Source organism: Olivibacter ginsenosidimutans (assembly GCF_039542865.1).
GTDB classification, from domain to species: Bacteria; Bacteroidota; Bacteroidia; order Sphingobacteriales; family Sphingobacteriaceae; genus Olivibacter; species Olivibacter ginsenosidimutans.
The window spans coordinates 17,427-38,315 of sequence record NZ_BAABIQ010000039.1; the positions used below are offsets into that span (position 1 = coordinate 17,427).

The 20,889-nt window shown below is 38.3% G+C and carries 22 protein-coding genes; 11 read left to right on the forward strand and 11 right to left on the reverse strand.

All coding sequences use genetic code 11. The annotated features are described in order from the left end of the window. Positions 1 to 114 precede the first annotated feature (114 nt). Both ABD930_RS14360 and ABD930_RS14365 read left to right on the forward strand, forming a co-directional pair. On the forward strand, positions 115 to 357 hold the full coding sequence (locus tag ABD930_RS14360; RefSeq protein WP_345232431.1) for a cysteine-rich CWC family protein: 243 nt from the start codon (positions 115 to 117) through the stop codon (positions 355 to 357). Next, on the forward strand, positions 335 to 721 hold the full coding sequence (locus ABD930_RS14365; RefSeq protein WP_345232432.1) for an acyl-CoA thioesterase: 387 nt from the start codon (positions 335 to 337) through the stop codon (positions 719 to 721). Before ABD930_RS14360 ends, ABD930_RS14365 begins: the two co-directional genes overlap by 23 nt. 23 nt (positions 722 to 744) lie before the next feature. Here the strand turns inward: ABD930_RS14365 and ABD930_RS14370 are convergent, their stop codons facing one another. Together ABD930_RS14370 and ABD930_RS14375 are read right to left on the reverse strand one after the other, a co-directional pair. Continuing rightward, positions 745 to 1,107 carry a DUF779 domain-containing protein gene (locus ABD930_RS14370; protein ID WP_345232433.1) on the reverse strand — a complete coding sequence of 121 codons (363 nt, stop codon included), beginning with the start codon at positions 1,105 to 1,107 and terminating at the stop codon, positions 745 to 747. 67 nt (positions 1,108 to 1,174) lie between these two features. After that, positions 1,175 to 2,677 (reverse strand): aldehyde dehydrogenase family protein, encoded by a 1,503-nt coding sequence (locus tag ABD930_RS14375; protein WP_345232434.1) that lies wholly within the window; start codon positions 2,675 to 2,677, stop codon positions 1,175 to 1,177. Positions 2,678 to 2,867: 190 nt separating this feature from the next. Between ABD930_RS14375 and ABD930_RS14380 the strand changes: the two genes are divergently transcribed. Beyond that, positions 2,868 to 3,779, forward strand: a complete 912-nt coding sequence (locus ABD930_RS14380; protein WP_345232435.1) for a helix-turn-helix domain-containing protein — start codon at positions 2,868 to 2,870, stop codon at positions 3,777 to 3,779. Between the two features lie 86 nt (positions 3,780 to 3,865). After that, positions 3,866 to 4,609, forward strand: coding sequence for a 3-oxoacyl-[acyl-carrier-protein] reductase (gene fabG, locus ABD930_RS14385; RefSeq protein ID WP_345232436.1), 744 nt, complete (start codon positions 3,866 to 3,868; stop codon positions 4,607 to 4,609). A gap of 53 nt (positions 4,610 to 4,662) precedes the next feature. On the opposite strand, the gene ABD930_RS14390 is transcribed toward fabG, so the two are convergent. From ABD930_RS14390 to rpoN, 7 genes are all read right to left on the reverse strand, one after another. After that, positions 4,663 to 4,956 carry an FtsB family cell division protein gene (locus tag ABD930_RS14390; RefSeq protein WP_345232437.1) on the reverse strand — a complete coding sequence of 98 codons (294 nt, stop codon included), beginning with the start codon at positions 4,954 to 4,956 and terminating at the stop codon, positions 4,663 to 4,665. Between the two features lie 157 nt (positions 4,957 to 5,113). Beyond that, positions 5,114 to 6,409, reverse strand: coding sequence for a phosphopyruvate hydratase (gene eno, locus ABD930_RS14395; protein WP_345232438.1), 1,296 nt, complete (start codon positions 6,407 to 6,409; stop codon positions 5,114 to 5,116). Between the two features lie 126 nt (positions 6,410 to 6,535). After that, positions 6,536 to 7,636 carry a glutamine-hydrolyzing carbamoyl-phosphate synthase small subunit gene (gene carA / locus ABD930_RS14400; RefSeq protein ID WP_345232439.1) on the reverse strand — a complete coding sequence of 367 codons (1,101 nt, stop codon included), beginning with the start codon at positions 7,634 to 7,636 and terminating at the stop codon, positions 6,536 to 6,538. Positions 7,637 to 7,842: 206 nt separating this feature from the next. Continuing rightward, a complete protein-coding gene (locus ABD930_RS14405; RefSeq protein WP_345232440.1) occupies positions 7,843 to 8,169 on the reverse strand; it encodes a Dabb family protein in 327 nt (108 codons plus the stop codon). A 107-nt stretch (positions 8,170 to 8,276) separates the two neighbouring features. Beyond that, positions 8,277 to 9,317, reverse strand: coding sequence for an agmatine deiminase family protein (locus tag ABD930_RS14410; protein ID WP_345232441.1), 1,041 nt, complete (start codon positions 9,315 to 9,317; stop codon positions 8,277 to 8,279). A 1-nt stretch (position 9,318) separates the two neighbouring features. Next, complete coding sequence (locus ABD930_RS14415) at positions 9,319 to 10,188, reverse strand: carbon-nitrogen hydrolase (RefSeq protein WP_345232442.1); 870 nt, start codon at positions 10,186 to 10,188, stop codon at positions 9,319 to 9,321. A 119-nt stretch (positions 10,189 to 10,307) separates the two neighbouring features. Then, positions 10,308 to 11,780, reverse strand: coding sequence for an RNA polymerase factor sigma-54 (gene rpoN / locus ABD930_RS14420; RefSeq protein WP_345232443.1), 1,473 nt, complete (start codon positions 11,778 to 11,780; stop codon positions 10,308 to 10,310). A 199-nt stretch (positions 11,781 to 11,979) separates the two neighbouring features. Between rpoN and mscL the strand changes: the two genes are divergently transcribed. Beyond that, entirely contained in the window at positions 11,980 to 12,372 is a 393-nt protein-coding gene (gene mscL / locus ABD930_RS14425) for a large-conductance mechanosensitive channel protein MscL (RefSeq protein ID WP_345232444.1), read from the forward strand. A 50-nt stretch (positions 12,373 to 12,422) separates the two neighbouring features. Here the strand turns inward: mscL and ABD930_RS14430 are convergent, their stop codons facing one another. Further along, complete coding sequence (locus ABD930_RS14430; protein ID WP_345232445.1) at positions 12,423 to 13,334, reverse strand: ChaN family lipoprotein; 912 nt, start codon at positions 13,332 to 13,334, stop codon at positions 12,423 to 12,425. A gap of 278 nt (positions 13,335 to 13,612) precedes the next feature. Here ABD930_RS14430 and rpmH point away from each other — a divergent pair, with 278 nt between their 5' ends. From rpmH to tsaB, 4 genes are all read left to right on the forward strand, one after another. Then, positions 13,613 to 13,771 (forward strand): 50S ribosomal protein L34, encoded by a 159-nt coding sequence (gene rpmH, locus ABD930_RS14435; protein WP_083251894.1) that lies wholly within the window; start codon positions 13,613 to 13,615, stop codon positions 13,769 to 13,771. A 76-nt stretch (positions 13,772 to 13,847) separates the two neighbouring features. Further along, complete coding sequence (locus ABD930_RS14440) at positions 13,848 to 14,255, forward strand: ribonuclease P protein component (protein WP_345232446.1); 408 nt, start codon at positions 13,848 to 13,850, stop codon at positions 14,253 to 14,255. Then, on the forward strand, positions 14,218 to 14,472 hold the full coding sequence (gene yidD, locus ABD930_RS14445; RefSeq protein WP_345232447.1) for a membrane protein insertion efficiency factor YidD: 255 nt from the start codon (positions 14,218 to 14,220) through the stop codon (positions 14,470 to 14,472). The genes ABD930_RS14440 and yidD overlap by 38 nt, the downstream gene beginning before the upstream one ends. A 73-nt stretch (positions 14,473 to 14,545) precedes the next feature. Further along, a complete protein-coding gene (gene tsaB, locus ABD930_RS14450) occupies positions 14,546 to 15,244 on the forward strand; it encodes a tRNA (adenosine(37)-N6)-threonylcarbamoyltransferase complex dimerization subunit type 1 TsaB (RefSeq protein ID WP_345232448.1) in 699 nt (232 codons plus the stop codon). Here the strand turns inward: tsaB and ABD930_RS14455 are convergent. Beyond that, positions 15,241 to 17,901, reverse strand: coding sequence for a hypothetical protein (locus tag ABD930_RS14455; RefSeq protein ID WP_345232449.1), 2,661 nt, complete (start codon positions 17,899 to 17,901; stop codon positions 15,241 to 15,243). The two genes, tsaB and ABD930_RS14455, sit on opposite strands and share 4 nt — an antisense overlap. An 88-nt stretch (positions 17,902 to 17,989) precedes the next feature. Between ABD930_RS14455 and ABD930_RS14460 the strand changes: the two genes are divergently transcribed. Together ABD930_RS14460 and priA are read left to right on the forward strand one after the other, a co-directional pair. Beyond that, positions 17,990 to 18,376 (forward strand): DUF423 domain-containing protein, encoded by a 387-nt coding sequence (locus ABD930_RS14460; RefSeq protein ID WP_345232450.1) that lies wholly within the window; start codon positions 17,990 to 17,992, stop codon positions 18,374 to 18,376. A 22-nt stretch (positions 18,377 to 18,398) separates the two neighbouring features. Continuing rightward, positions 18,399 to 20,888 carry a replication restart helicase PriA gene (priA, locus tag ABD930_RS14465; protein WP_345232451.1) on the forward strand — a complete coding sequence of 830 codons (2,490 nt, stop codon included), beginning with the start codon at positions 18,399 to 18,401 and terminating at the stop codon, positions 20,886 to 20,888. The last annotated feature ends 1 nt before the right edge of the window (position 20,889 follow it).

The window sequence follows — 20,889 nt, forward strand, 5'->3', positions numbered from 1 at the left end:
AGCCGTATCTACTTAATATAATAAGAAGTCTCCTGAAGCTTAACGTTTTAGGAGACTTTTGTTTTTCTTAAGCTCATTGCAAAGGAGCGCAATTTTGATTAATTTTGTACTGCTTTGAATCCCTCATATATCAAACATGAAATCATTTCCTGCGAACGTTGTGGAACAGCGATAGAATGCCGGGCAAATTCGTACACCAAATGTCAATGCAGTGTTGTGGAGCTTTCCATTAATGAAATGCAATATATCAGCGAGACATTCGATAGTTGTTTATGTGCAAATTGTTTGATGGAGCTAAAGCAGGAATACCAGCATCAACAAGAACACACTTTACATGACATTAGAAGAGCAGATTAAAAAATCAGAAACAAGTATATTTAAGGCCGTATTTCCGAATACAACCAATCATTATGATACATTATATGGTGGAACGGCTATGGCATTAATGGATGAAGTGGCTTTTATAACCGGAACACGATTCTGTCGTAAGCGATTGGTAACGGTTTCTTCAGACCGGATTGATTTTACAAAACCTATTCCTGCCGGAACCATTGTTGAATTGATAGGAAAAGTAGAACATGTGGGACGAACGAGCTTGAAAATAGGAGTGGAGATCTATGTCGAGCAAATGTATGAAGAGTTCCGCGAATTAGCTATAAAAGGAACGTTTACATTCGTAGCAATTGACGAGCATAAACATCCTGTCCCCGTATTGGACTAGTTGTTTTTGTCAAAAAAACTTGTTTAACAAAGAGGATAAAGATCTTTCAATTCTTCTTCAGTGAACATTCGTGAACGGATAATAAAACCTACGTCCAGTGTGCTTTCTAGCGAAAAGGAAGCACCTCTTCCGTCTACTACGTCTAAGGTTAGCTGTGTATGTTTCCAGTATTCAAATTGATCATGCGCCATATAAAATTTGCAGCCAGCTATTTCACCTAGGCATACGTCATGCTCTCCAACTAAAAAACCGCCTTCTTCGAAACAATGTGGATAAGAACCTTCACAGCAACCCCCACTTTGGTGAAACATAAGCTTACCATATTCTTTTTGTAGCTGCTCAATTACTTCTTGGGCTTTATCGGTAATTAAAACACGTGGTGTCATAGTTAATTTTTTGACATTGAGGATAAGGTACAAACCTTATCCTCTGTAATGGACTCTAAATTTGGAATTAAAAGAAACCTAGCTTCTGCTTACTGTAAGAAATGAGCATGTTTTTGGTTTGCCGATAATGGTCGAGCATCATTTTGTGGTTTTCCCTACCAAAACCTGATTTTTTATAACCGCCAAATGGCGCATGTGCCGGATAGCTATGGTACTGGTTAACCCAAACACGTCCTGCTTGTATGGCCCGTGGTACCTGGTATAGTTCGTGGGCATCACGTGTCCAGACGCCGGCTCCTAAACCATAAAGCGTATCATTTGCAATTTCAATGGCTTCTTCTACTGTTTTAAACGTGGTTACGCAGACTACCGGGCCAAATATCTCTTCTTGGAAAATACGCATTTTATTATGGCCTTTAAATATCGTGGGTTGAATGTAATATCCAGTATCTAATTCATCTCCGAGCTGATTGACTTCTCCACCTAACAATACTTCAGCTCCTTCGCTTTTTCCAATATCCAAGTAAGATTTTATTTTTTCAAATTGCTCATTAGACGCCTGTGCGCCCATCATGCTTTCGGTATCAAGTGGATGCCCGGTTTTTATGGCCTTAGTGCGTTCAATAATGCGTGGCATCAGCGTATCATAAATATCTTCTTGAATGAGTATTCTTGACGGACAAGTACAAACCTCGCCTTGATTCAACGCAAATAATACGGCTCCTTCGATAGCCTTATCAAAATAATCATCGTTAGTTTCAGCAACAGATTTAAAGAAAATATTTGGAGATTTACCACCTAATTCCATGGTTGAAGGAATAATGTTTTCAGCAGCATATTGCATGATCAACCTTCCGGATGTTGTACTTCCCGTGAATGCGACTTTTGCTATTCTAGGGGATGATGCAAGAGGTTTTCCGACCTCGATACCATATCCATTTAAAATATTAACGACGCCTGGAGGGATGATGTCTCCGATGAGCTCCATCAATACCATAATAGATGCTGGCGTTTGCTCTGCTGGTTTAACTACGGTACAACAACCTGCAGCAAGGGCAGGGGCAATTTTCCAGGTAGCCATTAATAGTGGGAAATTCCATGGAATAATTTGACCCACCACACCTATGGGCTCATGGAGGTTGATACTTACCGTATTTTCATCATGCTCGGAAATTGTACCTTCATCTGCCCGAATCGCGGCGGCAAAGTATCTAAAATGGTCTACTACCAAAGGTAAGTCGGCATTCAGGGTTTCTCTTACGGCCTTTCCATTATCTACAGTTTCTACTGCTGCAAGATAGGCTAAATTATCTTCAATTTTTTGGGCAACTTTTAACAGGATGTTGCTCCTTTCAGTAGCGGATGTTTTGCTCCATTTCTTGAAGGCTCGATGTGCTGCATCCAGTGCTAATTCAACATCTTCTTTACTGGAACGAGCGGCACGGGTAAAAACTTTGCCATCAATTGGTGATACATTGTCAAAATATTTTCCATTAATGGGCGGAACAAATTTACCATCGATGAAATTATCGTAGTGCTCCTTAAATGTTGGTCTTTCAATGCGTGCCATAAGCTTTAATTTAAATAGTTATCTATTAATCAGTCAGACAAAATCAAATTTAGTGGATGCAAACGTGCGGCTTTTGCACGATCCTCCCATAATATTGAACAATCGTATCGGCGGCTATTTGGACATAGTGTTACATTTGCAATCCATTTAGGAAATATGTAAGTTTGATACTGCACCCAATTATAATGCTATGGAAAAAAAACAAGCATTAATACCTATGCGCCTTAGTACTGAGCGCGAATTAAGAGCCATTGTGGAGAATAGAAGAGCATATACCTTAAATAATTGCGAGCTAAATGTATTCGAAACATATGAGGTGAGCAGCCAGGTATCTTTGAAATTTGACGACCTTGTAATTACCAATATGCTTCGTGGAAAAAAGGTTATGCACCTTTTTAATCAACCGGGATTTGACTATCTTCCTGGGGAAACCGTAATCGTTCCGCCTAACATCCAAATGCTGATAGATTTTCCAAATGCAAGCTTAGCACAACCTACACAATGTACAGCTTTGGCAATTGATCGGCAGCAAATTACCAATACTATAGATTATCTTAATGAAAATCATCCTCTTGATGGTCAGAAGCTTTGGCATCTAGATTTCGACAATTACCATTTTATTAATAATGTAGATTTATCTGCTTCTATAAATAAGCTGATTGCTATTGGGACCAGCAACGAAATTCATAAAGATGTTCTTGCCGACCTTACCTTGAAAGAATTGTTAATTCGGATCATGCAGACACAGCATTTAACATTTCTTGAAAAGGAGGATAACCTTGCTATTAACGGACGAATGGAACAAGTGGTGCATTATATAAAAAACCATCTCGCCGAAAGGCTGCATATAGAAGATTTGTGTAAGAAAATAGGCATGAGTAAGTCTGTCTTCTTTCGGATATTCAAACGTGAGTTGGGTATAAGTCCGGTTGAATTTGTCATTCGCGAACGGATTCGTTTAGCGAAGAAATACCTAGCTAACCCGAATAGTTCTATCAAAGAAGCCTGTTTCGCCGCGGGATTCAATAGTTTGAATTATTTTAATAGGATGTTTAAGAAGCATGAGGGGATTACACCTGGCGTATATCAGACGATTAGTTGATGTGATAGTTGTTAATCACCAATTTAATTTCAAAGTTTTACGGAATATACTATTTTTAGCGTTTGAAATTTTAACCAAGACAAAGAATGAAATTACTTGACGGAAAAACGGCGCTCGTAACGGGTGCTTCTAAAGGTATAGGAAAAAAGATTGCGGAGAAATTTGCAGAACAAGGGGCAAACGTAGCGTTTACCTATTTATCCTCAGTAGAAAAAGGAGAGGCGCTTGAAAGAGAATTGCAAGCATATGATACTAAGATTAAAGGCTATCGTTCTGACGCTTCTAAATTTGATGAAGCAGAACAATTAATAAATAATATCTTACAGGAATTTGGTGCATTGGATATTGTGGTGAATAATGCTGGTATTACTAAAGATGGTTTATTAATGCGTATGACTGAGCAGCAGTGGGATGAAGTGATCAATGTAAACCTGAAATCAGTTTTTAATGTTACGAAGGCGGCGTCTAAAGCGATGATGAAAGCCAGAAAAGGATCCATCATCAATATGAGCTCCGTAGTAGGCGTTCAGGGAAATGCTGGACAAGCTAATTATGCTGCCTCAAAAGCGGGTATTATAGGTTTTTCCAAATCCGTAGCAAAAGAGCTTGGATCACGCAATATAAGAACGAACGTTATTGCACCAGGATTTATACGTACTGAAATGACAGCCATTTTAGATCCTAAAGTTGTAGAAGGGTGGGAGGCAAATATTCCATTAAAAAGAGCAGGAGAAACAGAAGATGTGGCAAATGCTTGCTTGTTTCTGGCATCTGACTTATCGTCGTATATTAATGGACAAGTTATTTCTGTCTGTGGCGGAATGCTTTAATAATAAATACGGTAAAGTTTAGGTAAGCAAAAAGCAATGAGTAATCTATTTACTTATTGCTTTTCTATTATAAACACATCTTCATTATCTTTTTTCATCAGATATTTTTCTCTTGCGAATTTCTGTAAGCGTGTTGGGTTAGAAGTGAGCTCTTTTAGATCTTTTTTAGCAACAGCCGTTTCTCTAATATAGAATGCTTTCTCTTCCTTTAAACTGTTCAGTTGCGACTGATACTTGTATTGTGAAGTAATATCGTTTCGGTCAAAAAATAGCATCCATACAACGAAAGCAATCGTGGCAATTACAAATTTGTTCCGAACGATATCAAAGACATTTTTCATCATCATTAGGGTTTTTTCATCTTTTGACTTGCTTTACTATGAAATTAGCTTATTTTGATAATCAAAATGCTAGTACAAACCTAAATAAATTTTATGAGAAACAAGAAAGAAAAAAACCTGCGAAATCTTGAGTTTCGCAGGTTTTTAATACCGTATTAATATGTTATTTTTTGGCAAATTTAAAGCTTTTACCTAAAAACTTTGCATTGTCACCCAATTCCTCTTCTATGCGTAACAGTTGATTGTATTTTGCCATTCTGTCTGAACGGGATGCAGAACCCGTTTTGATTTGCCCACAATTTAATGCTACCGCTAAGTCTGCGATGGTATTATCTTCTGTTTCGCCAGAACGATGAGACATTACCGAAGTGTAACTATTTGTTTGTGCTAAAGAAACAGCATCTATCGTTTCTGTCAAAGTGCCTATTTGGTTAACTTTTACTAATATAGAATTAGCAGTATGACTGTCTATGCCCTGTTGCAGGCGTTTAACGTTTGTTACAAATAAATCATCGCCTACCAATTGGATGGTAGCACCGATTTTATCTGTTAATTGTTTCCAGCCGTCCCAATCATCTTCAGCCATTCCATCTTCAATCGAGATAATTGGGTACTTTTGTGTTAATTGCGCTAAGTATTCCGCCTGTTCAGCACTTGAACGAACCGCACCCTTATCCCCTTCAAATTTCGTATAGTCGTATTGTCCATCTTTATAGAACTCGGAAGAAGCACAGTCTAAAGCCAAGCAGATGTCGTCGCCTGGTTTATATCCTGCTTTTTCGATAGCCTTTAACACGGTTTCAATAGCGTCTTCAGTACCTTCAAAAGTCGGTGCAAAACCTCCTTCATCACCTACAGCAGTAGATAAACCGCGATCATGTAAAATTTTCTTTAAATTGTGGAAAACTTCTGCTCCCCAGCGTAATGCTTCAGAAAAAGATGGTGCTCCAACAGGCATAATCATAAACTCTTGAAATGCTATAGGCGCATCGGAGTGAGAACCGCCATTAATGATGTTCATCATGGGGATAGGAAGCGTATTTGCATTTACACCACCGATATAGCGGTATAACGGTTGACGGCTTTCTTGAGCAGCAGCTTTGGCTACAGCTAAGGAAACACCGAGAATAGCGTTTGCTCCTAGATTTCCTTTATTTTCAGATCCGTCAAGCGCTATCATAAGTTTATCAATAGCGTTTTGTTCAAAAACATCAACACCCTTTAGCGCTTCCGCTATGGTCGTATTTACATTTTCGACAGCTTTTAGTACTCCTTTTCCTAAATATTTTGATTTGTCGCCATCACGTAATTCTACGGCTTCGTGCACACCCGTTGAAGCGCCTGATGGCACAGCTGCACGTCCAACAAAACCATTTTCAGTGGTTACATCTACCTCCACTGTTGGATTTCCACGCGAATCTAAAATTTGCCGCGCATGTACATCAATAATTAAACTCATTTTTTGAATAGTTTTTAATATGGGCTAAATTAACTTGGTGTTTTTTGTACACGAAGTCAAATTATTTTCAAATATATTCTTTTTCAGCTAAATACCAAAACAAAGGCAATTAAATATTTATGCATTTTATGCCGTTAACATCGCTGTGAAATCGTCAAATAAATACCTTGAATCATGTGGCCCCGGAGACGATTCCGGATGGTATTGTACAGAAAATGCTTTTTTATTCTTCATACGAATTCCCTCAATAGATTTATCATTGAGGTTAACATGTGTGATTTCCACCGTGTCAGAATTTTGCACGTCTTCCGCCACTACACCAAAACCATGGTTTTGGCTAGTTATTTCACATCTGTCGGCAATGATGTTTTTTACTGGATGATTAATTCCACGATGCCCATTAAACATTTTTTGTGTTCTAATGCCATTGGCTAAGGCCAATAATTGATGTCCTAAGCAAATGCCAAACATAGGTTTGTCTGCCTTAAGAATTTCTTTAACAGTCTCTAAGGCATACGGCATAGCTGCCGGGTCGCCTGGGCCATTTGAAATAAAATATCCGTCAGGTGTCCACCGTTCCATCTCTTCAAAAGTTGTTTTTGCGGGGAACACTTTGACATAAACATTCCGATCACTGAAATTTCGCAGAATATTTTTTTTCACACCAAGGTCGAGTACAGCTACACGATATTGTGCGTTTTCATTTCCGAAGTAATAAGCACGTTCCGTAGTGACTTTTGTAGAGAGTTCCAAGCCATCCATAGAAGGTACTTCTGCAAGCTTTTCCTTCAGTTTCTCAATGTCTAGTACCTCTGAAGAAATAATAGCATTCATTGCGCCTTTGTCACGGATATGGCGAACAAGGGAACGAGTATCGACATCTGAAATACCTATAAGATTTCCCTGTTCAAAATAGTTCTGAATAGAAGCGTCTGCTATTTTACGGCTATAGGGCGTACTGTAGTTTTTACAAACCAATCCTGCTATCTGTATTTGGTTAGATTCAATTTCTTCGCCTGAAGTGCCATAATTTCCTATATGGGCGTTGGTTGTAACCATAATCTGACCAAAGTACGAAGGATCAGTGAAAATCTCCTGATATCCTGTCATACCTGTATTGAAGCAAATTTCTCCGGTAGTAGTGCCAATTTTTCCGGCAGCCTTGCCGGGATAAACTGTGCCATCTTCTAAAAGCAAAATTGCAGGCAGTTTGGTGTAATTACTCATTTTTTATAAAAAGTTTTTAAGTTTTAGCTGTTTTTTCCATTCCCCATATAAAAAGAAAGGCCTATGAAGGCCATCAACTGTAATAAAAATAATGGGTGTGCCGAAAAAAAATCCGGTGAATTTGCTTGAGATGTGAAGCTTTTTACTTCAATTTTCACGAGGGACAAAGGTACACAAAATATCCTATCCAGCAAAAAATAAAAAGGCTATTTTAGCAGCGAATCATGCACGACGACTTTTTCCCAGTACTGATTGTATTTTTCAATAGCTTGTAAGTGAATAGGGTGCGTTCCATAGGTTTCTAGATCTTCGAGAGAATTAAAATAAACCAATAAATTGTATGTAAATGTATTATCTACCACATCCCGAGGGGTACTGCTCACTGCTTTTCCATAATGAAGTGATAGTATGTTAGGGATTTTACGCAGCTCTTCAAAAAAACCAGTAAAGTTTGCTACTTCTGCTGCTGTCAAATCTTGTTTTAACCAAAATAATACATAATGGGTAAACGTTTGATTTTGTTGTTGGTTCATGGATTTATTTATTGGTGTGTCGTTAGTTTGTATCATAGTCGGCACAGCGGCCATTGCTGCTAAAAAGCTAGATGACTTTTGTATAAAAACGCGCCTTTTCATAAGGGTTATATTTTGGGTTCTTGTTGACTTAGACAATGCCAACTTCCTAAACCCCAAATAATGTCGGTGCTGTCTATTCCTATTACTTTCCGATTAGGGAAACAAGCAGATAGTATATCAAGCGCTTTTTGGTCATTTTTATCCCGATAAGTGGGAACAATTACAGCAGCATTACTAATATAAAAGTTGGCATAGGAAGCGGGTAATCGTTGGTCCTCATAGCTAACGGGAGCGGGCATAGGTAATTCGATAATATCGAGTTGTTTTCCATTTAATAAACGCATTTCTTTAAGCAAGCGTAAATTATCCTGAAGAGGGGCATAGTTAGGATCCTGTCGATTTTCCTCTATAACTGTGACTACTGTGTTTTCATTAACAAAGCGGGTAATATCATCGATGTGGCCGTCGGTGTCGTCTCCGACAATTCCATCCCCAAGCCATAGTATCTGTTCAACACCATAAAAGTTGTACAAGTACGTTTCAATTTGCTGTTGATTCAGTTGTGGGTTCCGATTAGGATTAAGTAAGCAGGAAGTAGTTGTTAATACCGTTCCAGAACCATTAAAATCTACTGAGCCACCTTCCATGACAATAGGCGGATGAACAACTGGAATTTGAAGCGCTTTGCCAATCAGCGTAGGGATTACGTCGTCCAAGTCATATGGTGGATATTTGTTTCCCCAAGCATTGTAAGCCCAGTCTACGATTAGTTTAGGGTGTTCAGCATGGGGATTGATAACAAAAGCTGGACCGTGGTCTCTACACCAAGCGTCGTTCGTTGGGTGATTAAAAAACTTAATGCGCTCGAGATGAACACCTGCTTTTTGCAAGTGTTGGACGGCTTCTTGTTTAAGTTCTTCGTTTGCCACATTGATACAAACCCATTCTCCTGGAGAGATTGCCTTTATAAATTGACTATAAGGCTCGTATATGGTATTCAATTTTCCAGGCCAGCTAGCTTCTTTATGAGGCCAGCTTAACCAAGTTGCCTCATGTTCATGCCATTCGGCAGGAAAAAAATAACCTTTTTCTTTAGGAGCGCTCATGTTAATCGGCATCAATAAATCGTTTCGTCATGGGTTTATAGCTATCAATCCGTCTGTCGCGCAAAAATGGCCAATGTGAACGATAATAATCCGATTGATTGAGGTCGATTTCGGTTACAACGGTCTCTTCTTCTTCATGGGAAGCCTTATAAATTAGTGACCCGAAAGGATTCGCTATAAAAGATCCTCCCCAAAAACGAACGCCAGCCTCTATTCCGACACGGTTTACAGCGATCACGGGAATGCCATTTGCTACTGCATGTGACCGTTGTATGGTTTGCCAGGCATTGTATTGCTCTTCATTGGTCTGCTCGTCCTGTGTTAATGCCCAGCCTATTGCCGTTGGGTAGAATAAAAGCTCGGCTCCCATTAAAGCGGTAATTCTGGCCGCTTCCGGATACCATTGGTCCCAGCAGATGAGTATGCCAATAGTCGCAAATTTTGTTTTGAACACTTTATACCCTAAATCTCCAGGTGTAAAATAGAATTTTTCATAAAAACCAGGGTCGTCCGGTATGTGCATTTTACGATATTTACCTAAATATGTTCCGTCTGCGTCAATTACTGCCGTTGTATTATGATAAAGCCCTTGAGCCCGCTTTTCAAAAAGTGAGGCAATAACGACTACCTTATGTGTTGCGGCCACTTTGCTGATTGCGTCTGTTGCCGGGCCGGGAATTGCTTCCGCTAACGCAAAATTATCGTAGTTCTCTTCATCACAAAAGTAAAGCGACGTGAATAGCTCTTGTAAACAGACAATTTGTGCTCCTTTTTTTGCAGCCTCTTTTATCTGCTCAATCGCTTTGGCTAAATTGGTAGCCTTATCTGCTACACAGCTCATTTGCACAGTTCCTATTTTTACCTTTGACATGGATTGCTATTTTGAATTTTAAACCATTATTTCTGTTGAAAGCCTATTTCTAAGATCGTAATAACCTGAACTATCTTTACAATTAAACACCATTATGTGTTTTTGTTTAACTGAAAAATTTATAGTTTTTTACGAAGTCTAGCTACGGGGATATTCATTGCTTCGCGGTACTTTGCTACCGTACGACGCGCGATGGTATATCCTTTTTCTTTAAGGATTTCAGTTAATTTCTCATCAGCCAGAGGTTTACGTTTATCTTCATTTGCAATACATTCTTCCAAAATCTTTTTTACCTCTTTATTAGAAACTTCTTCTCCACTATCTGTTTGTATTGCTTCAGAGAAGAAAGATTTAAGCAAGAATGTACCAAATTCTGTTTGTACATATTTTGAATTAGCTACGCGGGAAACAGTAGAGATATCCATATCAATCTTATCGGCGATATCTTTTAGGATCATGGGCTTTAAATTCCGCTCATCACCAGTAAGAAAATAGGTATATTGGTAATTCATGATGGCATTCATAGTTTTTAATAGGGTTTGTTGACGTTGTTTGATCGCATCAATAAACCATTTAGCCGAATCCAATTTTTGTTTTACAAACTGGACTGCCTCTTTCATTTTTTTATCTTTTTGAGCAGCTTTATCGTAGTGATCAAACATTTCTTGGTAGGAACGGCTGACCCTTAGTTCGGGTGCATTTTGTGCATTCAGGGTTAAGATGAGAATACCGTCATTATTCGTGATGTGAAAATCAGGAATGATATGCAGCTGTTTTTCCGAAGCTGTACTAGAATCGCCAGGTTTTGGATTCAGTTTTAGGATTTCGTCTACAATTTTTTTTAATTCATCAGAATTGATATTTAATGCTTTTTCCAGTTTATCGTAATGTTTTCTGGTAAATTCTTCTAAGTAATTTTCTACAACGGTAATAGCCTCTTTAATGACAGGATTTTCCTGATCCTTTTTTTTCAACTGTATTAAAAGACATTCCTGAAGATCGCGCGCACCGACACCGGCGGGATCAAAGGTTTGGATAACTTTTAAAATTTCCTCTACCTCTTCTTCCGTAGCCATTACGTTTTGCGAAAATGCCAAATCATCTATTAAGGATAGAATAGGTCTTCGGAGATATCCATCATCATCTAAACTCCCTATAATTTGCTGGCCGATGAGGAAATCTTTATCATTTAAGGCGAGCAAATCCAGCTGTTGTTGTAGGTTTTCGAAAAAAGAACTTTGAATGGCGATCGGCATTTCTTTTCGATCTTCTTCATCATCACTACTATTATTGATATTATTACCATAATCATTGGTGTCGTCATCCTGCAAATAGTCATCAACATTAAATTCGTCGCTTTCACCAGCCTGATCGTCACCTTCAAAAGTATCTTCAGGGTCCTTATCGGGATACTCGTCTGTTGGTTCATTCATATTGGCCAAACTCATATCTTCCAAAGCCGGGTTTTCTTCCAATTCTTCTTTGATTCGGGTATCTAATGAAACAGTAGGTACCTGCAACAGTTTGATAAATTGAATCTGTTGGGGTGATAATTTTTGAAGTAATTTCTGCTGTAAACTTTGTTTTAGCATAGCGTAATATTCGACAACACCTTATATCTTTTATACTAAACTAAAAAACTGGTGTCTTTGGTGCAAAAGTACAGATTTTTTAAACGATAAGCTTATGCTTGATGCATTAAAATTCTATTTTTTTACTTAAATTTTTAATTGGATAAACAAAAATATTTACTTTAGTGTTGCAAAGAATGTTAAACTAAAAATCTTGAATATGGGTTTCGCAAAAGAATTTAAAGAATTTGCCATGCGTGGCAATGTAGTTGATTTAGCTGTCGGTGTTATCATTGGAGGGGCTTTCGGAAAAATTGTCAGCTCTTTGGTAGACGACATTATTACACCGGCCATTCTCACCCCAGCTTTGAAAGCTGCCAATTTAGATAATCTGGCAGATTTGGTCATCCCTGGGACAGCTATTAAGTATGGAAATTTTTTGTCGCAAGTGATTGCGTTTATCATTGTGGCTTTTGCGCTTTTCTTAATCATTAAAGGAATTAATTCATTCAAGAAAAAAGAAGAAGAAGCTGCTCCAGCTGCGCCACCGGCTCCAAGCAAAGAAGAAACACTACTTGCCGAAATTCGGGATTTACTTAAAGCAAAAGCTTAACGGTAATCATGCGTGTTTGGTAAATTAACTGCGACGCTTTGTCAAGCACGCTATTCTTCTTGGTGATGAGGGGTGGTATAGATGATGAAATCAGCTAAGGTTGTATTTTCTTCCTTTTCTTGTGCCTGCGATTCAGTTGAATCATTTGGAAAGCAAGATATATTGACCAATTTCAATTCAGGTGCATATTTTTGAAGTTGTTGATAGGTGCCTAATTTTTCATCACAGTGAAAACGTCCGGTGATGTGTACTATTTTTATCTGAAATTGCTTGTTAAAGTTGCTTATTCGATAAGCCATGGTCGCATCCCATAAATTTTGGCTTTGATAAAAATTCATGCCATTGGCTGCTTGATGGTTACCCATGAGTGCCATGAACTTTTCATAATAGCGGCCGGTTAGTGTGTCGATAGGTAATGGAGCGATCAATTGTTTCGCTGAGTCGCTTAATATGCCTAAGCTTTGTAGCCCATTTCTGGTAACGCTATTGGTATATCTGCTAGGCGCATTCGCTGCTAATACGGGGATTTTATTTTCTTTTGCGTAAGTAATCAACTTTTGATAATCGTCATAGTTATTCCAAAGTTTACCATCTCGTCTAAAGTTGGCTTCCGTTATGATATCGTTTAAGTATTCGTCTAATACCAACTGTGTGTCACTCTGAAACATTTCCATAGATAAGCCTATCTGTTGATATCGTTCATATAGCTGTTTCAATAAGGCAAACTCCAATAAATGCCCGATAGAATCGTTATGTTCTTCACCGAAGAATATCACATCGGCCTTTTTTAGCTTCTTGGTGAGTTGGTTTAAAGAGATTTCTTTATTGTTTTTGGTATCTACTATTTTAAAATTGGTTAAAGAAGTCTCTTGAGCATATAAATATCTAGGAAGGACACCATAGAGAACCAATAATAAATTTATAGCCGTAATTTTTGAATTAAAATATGCTGCTATTTTCATAAATACAAACTTAGGTAACTTGCCGTTTTAGTACAAGTATTGGTTCTTTCAGGTGTATGATTGGTTAGCCTAATAAAAAAAATATTCTAAGTTTGATTATTAACGAATAACCCTTACCTTTGCGTTCTTGTTTTTAATGCAACAAAAGTTATCCTCTGTTTTTGAAGATGGCTTGAATATATAAGATAAGGATTTACTGTAGTGGAATATTGGTTGATTCCAAATATATTTTGGTTCATACGATTTCACAGTGACAAAAAATAAATAATACTATTCTCATGAAAAGAACATTTCAACCCTCACAACGTAAAAGAAGGAATAAGCATGGCTTTAGGGAACGCATGGCTACAGCCAATGGCCGTAGAGTGTTAGCTTCCAGAAGAGCAAAAGGCAGAAGAAAGCTATCGGTGTCTGACGAGCGTCGTCACAAAGCATAAGTGTAATTTCCGGTGCCTTGCTTTAGATTCGAAGCCTGAACCGGTTTCGTAATATATTGCTATCGTTTAGGCATATATGGTAAGATATACTTTTAAAAAAGAAGAACGACTTTGTAATAAAAGACTTTTGACTAGTCTTTTTCAAAGTGGTTCTTCTTTTGTTTTATATCCATATCGAATTTCTTTTCTGAAAGCGCAGCCTCTGGCTTTTCCAGCTCAAGTGGTTATTTCAGTACCTAAGCGTCGTTTTAAACGAGCGGTTGATCGGAATTTATTAAAAAGGCGAATCAGGGAAGCGTATAGAATGCAAAAGGAAGGGTTGTTATACGCGTTTTTACAGACGATGCAGACAGAAGTGCTGCTTTCGATCCATTATATTGGAACGGATATACCCGCTTATAAAGTATTATATAAGCAGCTAACGAAAGCCTTAGAAAAACTTCAACATGAATATCGTAAGCAATATATGGAAACGGTGGATTAAACGTCTCTTTAGCTGGTTATTTTTAACCGTTATCCGAATATATCAGCTATTGATTTCACCCCTATTTCCGGGTTCATGCCGATATACCCCAACCTGTTCGCAATACGGTATAGAAGCTATAAAAAAATATGGTCCATTTAAAGGTGGATGGTTGACGCTTAAGCGCATAGGACGCTGTCATCCCTGGGGCGGCCATGGACATGATCCTGTTCCGTAATAGATCATTACCTACTAGTCCAACCTAATGTCTGGAAAAGCATGAAAAAATAAATAGTTTTGAAAGTGTATTTATGAATATTTTACATATAGAAACGGCGACGCCCGTTTGTTCAGTAGCGTTGAGTACAAACGGCAATCTTGTGGCGTATAAAGATCATCACGAAGCCAATATTCATGCCTCAAAACTTACGGTATTTATACAGGAGGTATTAGATGAAGCGAATTGTGCCATTGAACATTTGCACGCAGTGGCGGTTAGTAAAGGACCGGGGTCTTATACGGGTTTGCGTATTGGGGTATCGGCAGCTAAAGGTTTTTGTTACGCATTAGACATTCCGCTAATTGCGATTCCTACATTAGATGCACTGTTAGAAGGTTTTTTAATGGCTCATTCAACAGAATATACTGCTGATACGTTATTTTGTCCGATGATTGATGCACGGCGCATGGAAGTATACACTACCGTTTATACATATACTAAAGAACGTTTAAATCCCGTTGCTGCACATATCATTGATGCATTATCGTTCGACGATTTATCAAAAAAAAATCCACTCGTTTTATTTGGTGAAGGAGCAGATAAATTTGCAACACTTTTTGAACATCATCCAATTGTTCAAGTCTTTACTGGTTTCTTAAACTCCGCCCGTTATCAGGTATCAATCGCATATACGCGTTATCAACAGCAACTGTTTGAAGACGTAGCATATTTTGAGCCATTTTATTTAAAAGACTTTATCCCAACAACACCCAAAAATAGTAAGCGTTAGTCTAAACGATAAGCAGACAATGTATGGCCATCTTTGCTGATTAAGGCATAAATATGACCATCATTGTTTAATTTTCCATAGTAAAATGCAGGATAACCTTCCATAGGAAAGCCTTTTACAATGTTACCATCATCATCAATTACATAGAGTAACTTAGCCTCGGTAGCTATGCCAATAGTAAAATAATTATTCCTTACTGGAAAGAATAGTGGTTTATCTGAAATTTCATTCGTGAATGTTTGATTGAAAAGTAGTGTGCTATCTTGGCTAGCATAAACAAACAGTTGGTTTTTATCTGTAAAAATTAGCTCAGGAATACTGTCTCCTTGAATGTTTTTGGTGTTAAAGTAGTGATTTTCCGTCCACTTACCGAGACTAGTACGGACTTCTTTTTTGTCCTTATCAAAAGAAGTGCTCCACAACACGCCACTAGTATCTGTCGTGATCATTCTAGAAGTTTCTGGATTTCCGGAGGTGATTTCTATGCCAAAAGTATTGTTGAACCTACTTGCCGGCTGATGCTCCATGGTAGATACTAAGCTGCCCGTGTGATTAAATAAATAATATCTTCCTTGATCAGTAAGTGCTATGACATAACGGTAATCATCTAATAAGGCCGTTTTCAAATTATAGACAATAGTGCCCGTAACCGTCTTATTTTTCCATTCTTTTAATTCTTTGCCATTTTCATCAAATGCTAAAATTTGCTGCTTGGCAGGAATAAATATTTTAGTGTCTTGTTGATCCCCAGAGAACAGTGTTAGTCCGTAACTTGCTTGGTAAGGTAGGGCAATGGGAAATCCTTGTACTGGTGAACCATCTGTCGTCAATCGATAAAGTCGATCCGCTGTGTTGAATACTAAACTCTGATCTGGCAGTTGCTGAATTTCTCCAAGTATTTCGCTGGATAATCCGGTACGCCATAATTCTTTACCCGTTGTTGAAAAAGCATATAAACGGTTGCTTTTGTCCTGGGTAATGATAAAGTTGGTTGTATCGTTAAATTTCCAAACCGATGGCGGATAGTTTATTTCACTACTTAAGTCTGCCTTCCATTCAGGCATTATACTTGTTTTCTCTTTTGAGCTATATTTAGCACTGAGATTGCTATAAAAGTTGCCATTATACCCAGATAGTTGGTAAGAAAAAGCATAAAAATCCCTAAAATTAAAATGGGTAGTATCCGCATAAGCCCGTTGAAAGGTAGATTTTAAGGTACGGTTTAGATTTTGTCGTGCCTGCTCATTTTCAATAAAAAAAGTAATGTTTGCCTTATTTGACTGTAATCTGCTAAACTCAATATACGGAATGGTGTTGATTAGCAGCTGTTTTTCATCATATTGTTTTCGGTATTGTTGGAGTACACTAATCGTGTTGGCACAAATTAAATAGCGATCAACCACAGTAAAATAGGGTCGTTGGAAAAGTAACATGGGGTCACCAAAGGAGTAATATAATAAATTTGAATTATCAAATCTTCGAATATCATTCGTAACACCGGTACTTATGGGGCTAATAACCTTTAGGAAGTCGGCGGAATCTTTGAGTTTTACCAGGCCAATGCTTTCCCGAGTATTTAACTCCAGTGAAGCAAATTCATTATCCCACTGGCTTAATAATACGGAATCGATGCTTATCTTTTTTGAAGAATGAATAAGTGCAAATTGATCCTTAAAGCGTTGTAACTGCTTTCTTTTATTCAGCAATCCCACCAGCTCCCGGTGCAAGTTTTGGTAGTTGGAAAATGAAAAAGCAGCGTATGCAGCGGTGTTAGCGGGAAGCATTTTTTTTAATTCTCCCTCTACCGCAGTTTGATGTGTGTAGAGGGAAATATAGTTGCCGGTTGTTGCCGTTTGGTCCAATGTACTTAAACCGCTGAACATTAGGGCATCACTTTTAAAATTCATGTTTAAAGATGACATACCCTTTAGGCCTTCCAGCAGCTGAATATTATTGCCAGCTTTTACTTTTGATAATCCACTAACAAATTTAAATAATTCGCTATGGTTGAGGTGTAGATTGAAGATAGCATTATCGTTTTTATGCCCATTTTGAGCCAATTCGTCTAAGAAATGTTCGGAAAGATGTGGACTGTTGTTGTCAAGCACTTTGGCAACTAAATCTTTTTCATGACCCAGAAAAGCTGCTTCAGGTTTAAGTGCAACAAAAAAAGGTTTAGATAAGTCGTTAAATTTTATCCGGTATAATGACTGAATTGCGGTATCCGGCGTTATGGTAGCGATGTCATTGGTGTTTTTTTTCAACAGCTCGAAAAGCTCATCCGATTTAAGTCGGTTTTTAAAAGGAACAGTTAACAACCAATTGATGTGATCCTTAGTAGGATGAAAAGAAAAATATAATGTCTGCTTATTGGTCAATTCTGCTAAGTTAGGTGCTCGAAGAAGCTGCTTATTTAAGTAATTCCATTCATGTTGAGTTTCTTTGCCTACAATGGCCTCGAAAATTTCAAAATCATTGAAAATGTTATAGAAAGATTTTTCATTTTGAAAGGATACCAAAAACGCTGCGTCCGCAGGAATAGCTGTTAAGGAGCTGTTTTGGGTGCGGTTATTATGACTAAGACTAGTAAAATACAAGATAGCCGCTACAATAACTGCTACAAATAAGACACTGGTAATGACAATTAGTTTTCTCATGAGCTACAAGCAAAGTTAAAAAATTAACTTTGACCAAGGGAAAATGTAATAGGTTTATTAAATTAGCGGATAAAACTTGTCTGTTTGGATGAATAAACGTATTATACTTACAGCTGCATTCTTCGGATTGATAGCAGTTGTTTTGGGGGCTTTTGGCGCACATGGACTGTCGGGCAAAATCGATGACCAAAATTTGGATAACTGGCGTACAGCTGTCAACTACCAGTTTTATCATACCCTTGCCCTACTTTTTCTAGCCACTTTTTCCCGGGCAAAGAATACGCTAATCAACCTATCATATGTCGCTTTCTCTGTAGGTATATTGTTGTTCTCCGGTTCTTTATATCTGTTGGCAACACGGGAATTGACGGGCGTGTCTGCGGTACATATTTTAGGCCCAATTACACCTTTGGGCGGCTTAGCCTTTATATTGGGCTGGGCAAGTCTTTTTTTGGCAACATTAAAGGGAAGATAGTTATCCCATCATTTTTTTATTTATGTTAGAACTTCAAGGTGACACACCTTTCGTGGAAAAAGTGACGATGTTTGTAGATGTGGTGTTGCCATTGGCGATTTCAAAAACCTACACGTATCGTGTTCCGCAGCTACTTCGTGAAAATATTGCTGTCGGAAAACGAGTAATTGTACAATTTGGAAGAAGTAAACTGTACGCGGCGATTATCTTTGCCATTTCTGATAAGGCCCCTGAGCGTTATGAAGCAAAATATATCATAGATGTATTGGATGATGATCCCATCATCACTGCCTCCCAAATGCACTTATGGGAATGGGTGCGGGATTATTATATGTGCCATTTAGGTGAGGTCATGCAGGCCGCGTTACCAACAGTATTCAAGTTGGCCTCTGAAACAAAAATTATGGCGACAGCCGATTTTCCAGTGGAAGAGCGCGCTGCTTTAACAGATAAGGAATTTTTAATCTTGGATGCATTAGATATTGCTGGCGAATTGAAAGTGAGTGACGTCGTTAAGCTGTTAGGACAGAAAACAGTTTTTCCTTTGCTGAAAAGGTTGCTAAATAAAGGAGCTGTTTTAGTGTCGGAAGAACTTCGAGAACGCTATAAAACTAAATTGAAAGCCTTTATTTTATTAAATACACTGTTCGAAAATAATGAAGAAAAACGCTTACTGTTAGAGAGCTTGAATCGGGCACCTAAGCAGCAAGATGCGGTGTTAGCCTATTTGCAATTAGCGAAACGACAAACACATATATCCAGAAGTGAATTACTGGAGGTTAGTGGTTGTGGACAATCGGCGTTGAAGGCATTGATAGAGAAAGGCATTTTTCTAGTTGAAGAACGTGCGGTTAGTCGCATATTTGGAGAAGAACAGTTGACGGAAACGACTTTTGCCTTAAGCACAGCACAGCAACAAGCGTATGAGGAAATCAAACAGCAATTTTTAAGCAAACCTATTGTATTATTACATGGTGTTACTGCCTCCGGCAAAACGCAGCTGTATATTCGGTTAATAGAAGAAGTACTAGCTGCAGGGAAAACGGTATTGTATTTATTACCAGAAATTGCCCTGACTTCACAAATAGTTGAACGGCTAAGGCTTCATTTTGGAAATGCAGTTGGTGTGTATCATTCGCGCTTTAATGACCATGAACGGGTAGAAGTTTGGCAAAAGGTGCTAAATGGTGAAATCAAAGTTGTTTTAGGTGCTAGATCAGCTGTCTTTTTACCCTTTCAAAACCTAGAGCTTATCGTGGTGGATGAAGAGCATGAAGTGTCATTCAAGCAATTTGATCCGGCACCCCGTTATCATGCCCGCGATACCGCTATTTACCTGGCGCAAATCCATAAAGCTAAAGTGCTGTTAGGATCGGCAACTCCGGCGATTGAAACCTACTATAATGCCAAATCAGGTAAATATGGACTGGTGGAACTCATGCAGCGTTATGGCGAATCCATATTACCCCAAATTGAGATTGCCAGTTTAAAAGATCATACAAAAAATAAACAAGTATCTTCTTATTTTACCGACGTACTTTTAGATGAGATAAAAAATGCCCTTTCAAAAAAAGAGCAGGTCATTTTATTCCAGAATAGGAGAGGCTATACACCCATGTTACTTTGCCGTACGTGCGGCTATACACCAAAATGTACCAATTGTGATGTGTCTCTGACTTTTCATAAAAGTACAGGCAAATTACATTGCCATTATTGCGGATTTAAAGAAGAGGTTATCCAGGTATGCCCTGCCTGCGGATCTACCCATCTGGAAAACAAGGGTTTTGGAACAGAACGTATTGAAGAGGAACTTTCCGTATTGGTTCCTGAAGCAAAAATTGGTCGGTTGGATTTAGACTCGACACGTGGTAAAGATAGTTTTGAACGAATTATCACTGATTTTGATGAACAACGGTTTAATGTGTTGGTAGGGACCCAAATGGTAGCGAAAGGTTTGGATTTCGGAAAGGTAACCGTTATCGGAATAATTAATGCAGATACGCTGATCAATTATCCAGATTTTCGTGCGTTTGAGCGCAGTTTTTCGTTGCTTTCCCAAGTAAGTGGACGTGCTGGTAGGAGGAATAAGATGGGAAAGGTAATCATTCAAGCTTATGCTACACAGCATCGAGTGCTCGAACAAGTTATTCGACACGATTATCACGATATGTTTATGACCGAAGTACAAGAACGAAAACATTATGCATACCCTCCGTTTTATCGCTTGATTAAGATCGCTATTAAACATAAAGATCAGCAACAAGGACATGCTTGCGCTGAACGATTGGGAATTGCCTTGAAAGAGGCTTTTGGTCATCGGGTATTAGGACCAGAAATTCCGTTGATAAGTCGTATCCGTAATTATTATCTCCATACGCTATTACTTAAAGTGGAAAGAGACGGAACGAGCCTGCCAAAAGTGAAGAAGGCTTTGCAGGATACCCTATTATTATTTGAAACCAATAAAGTGAATAAGGGGGCTTTTGTACAAATCGATGTAGATCCGTATTAAT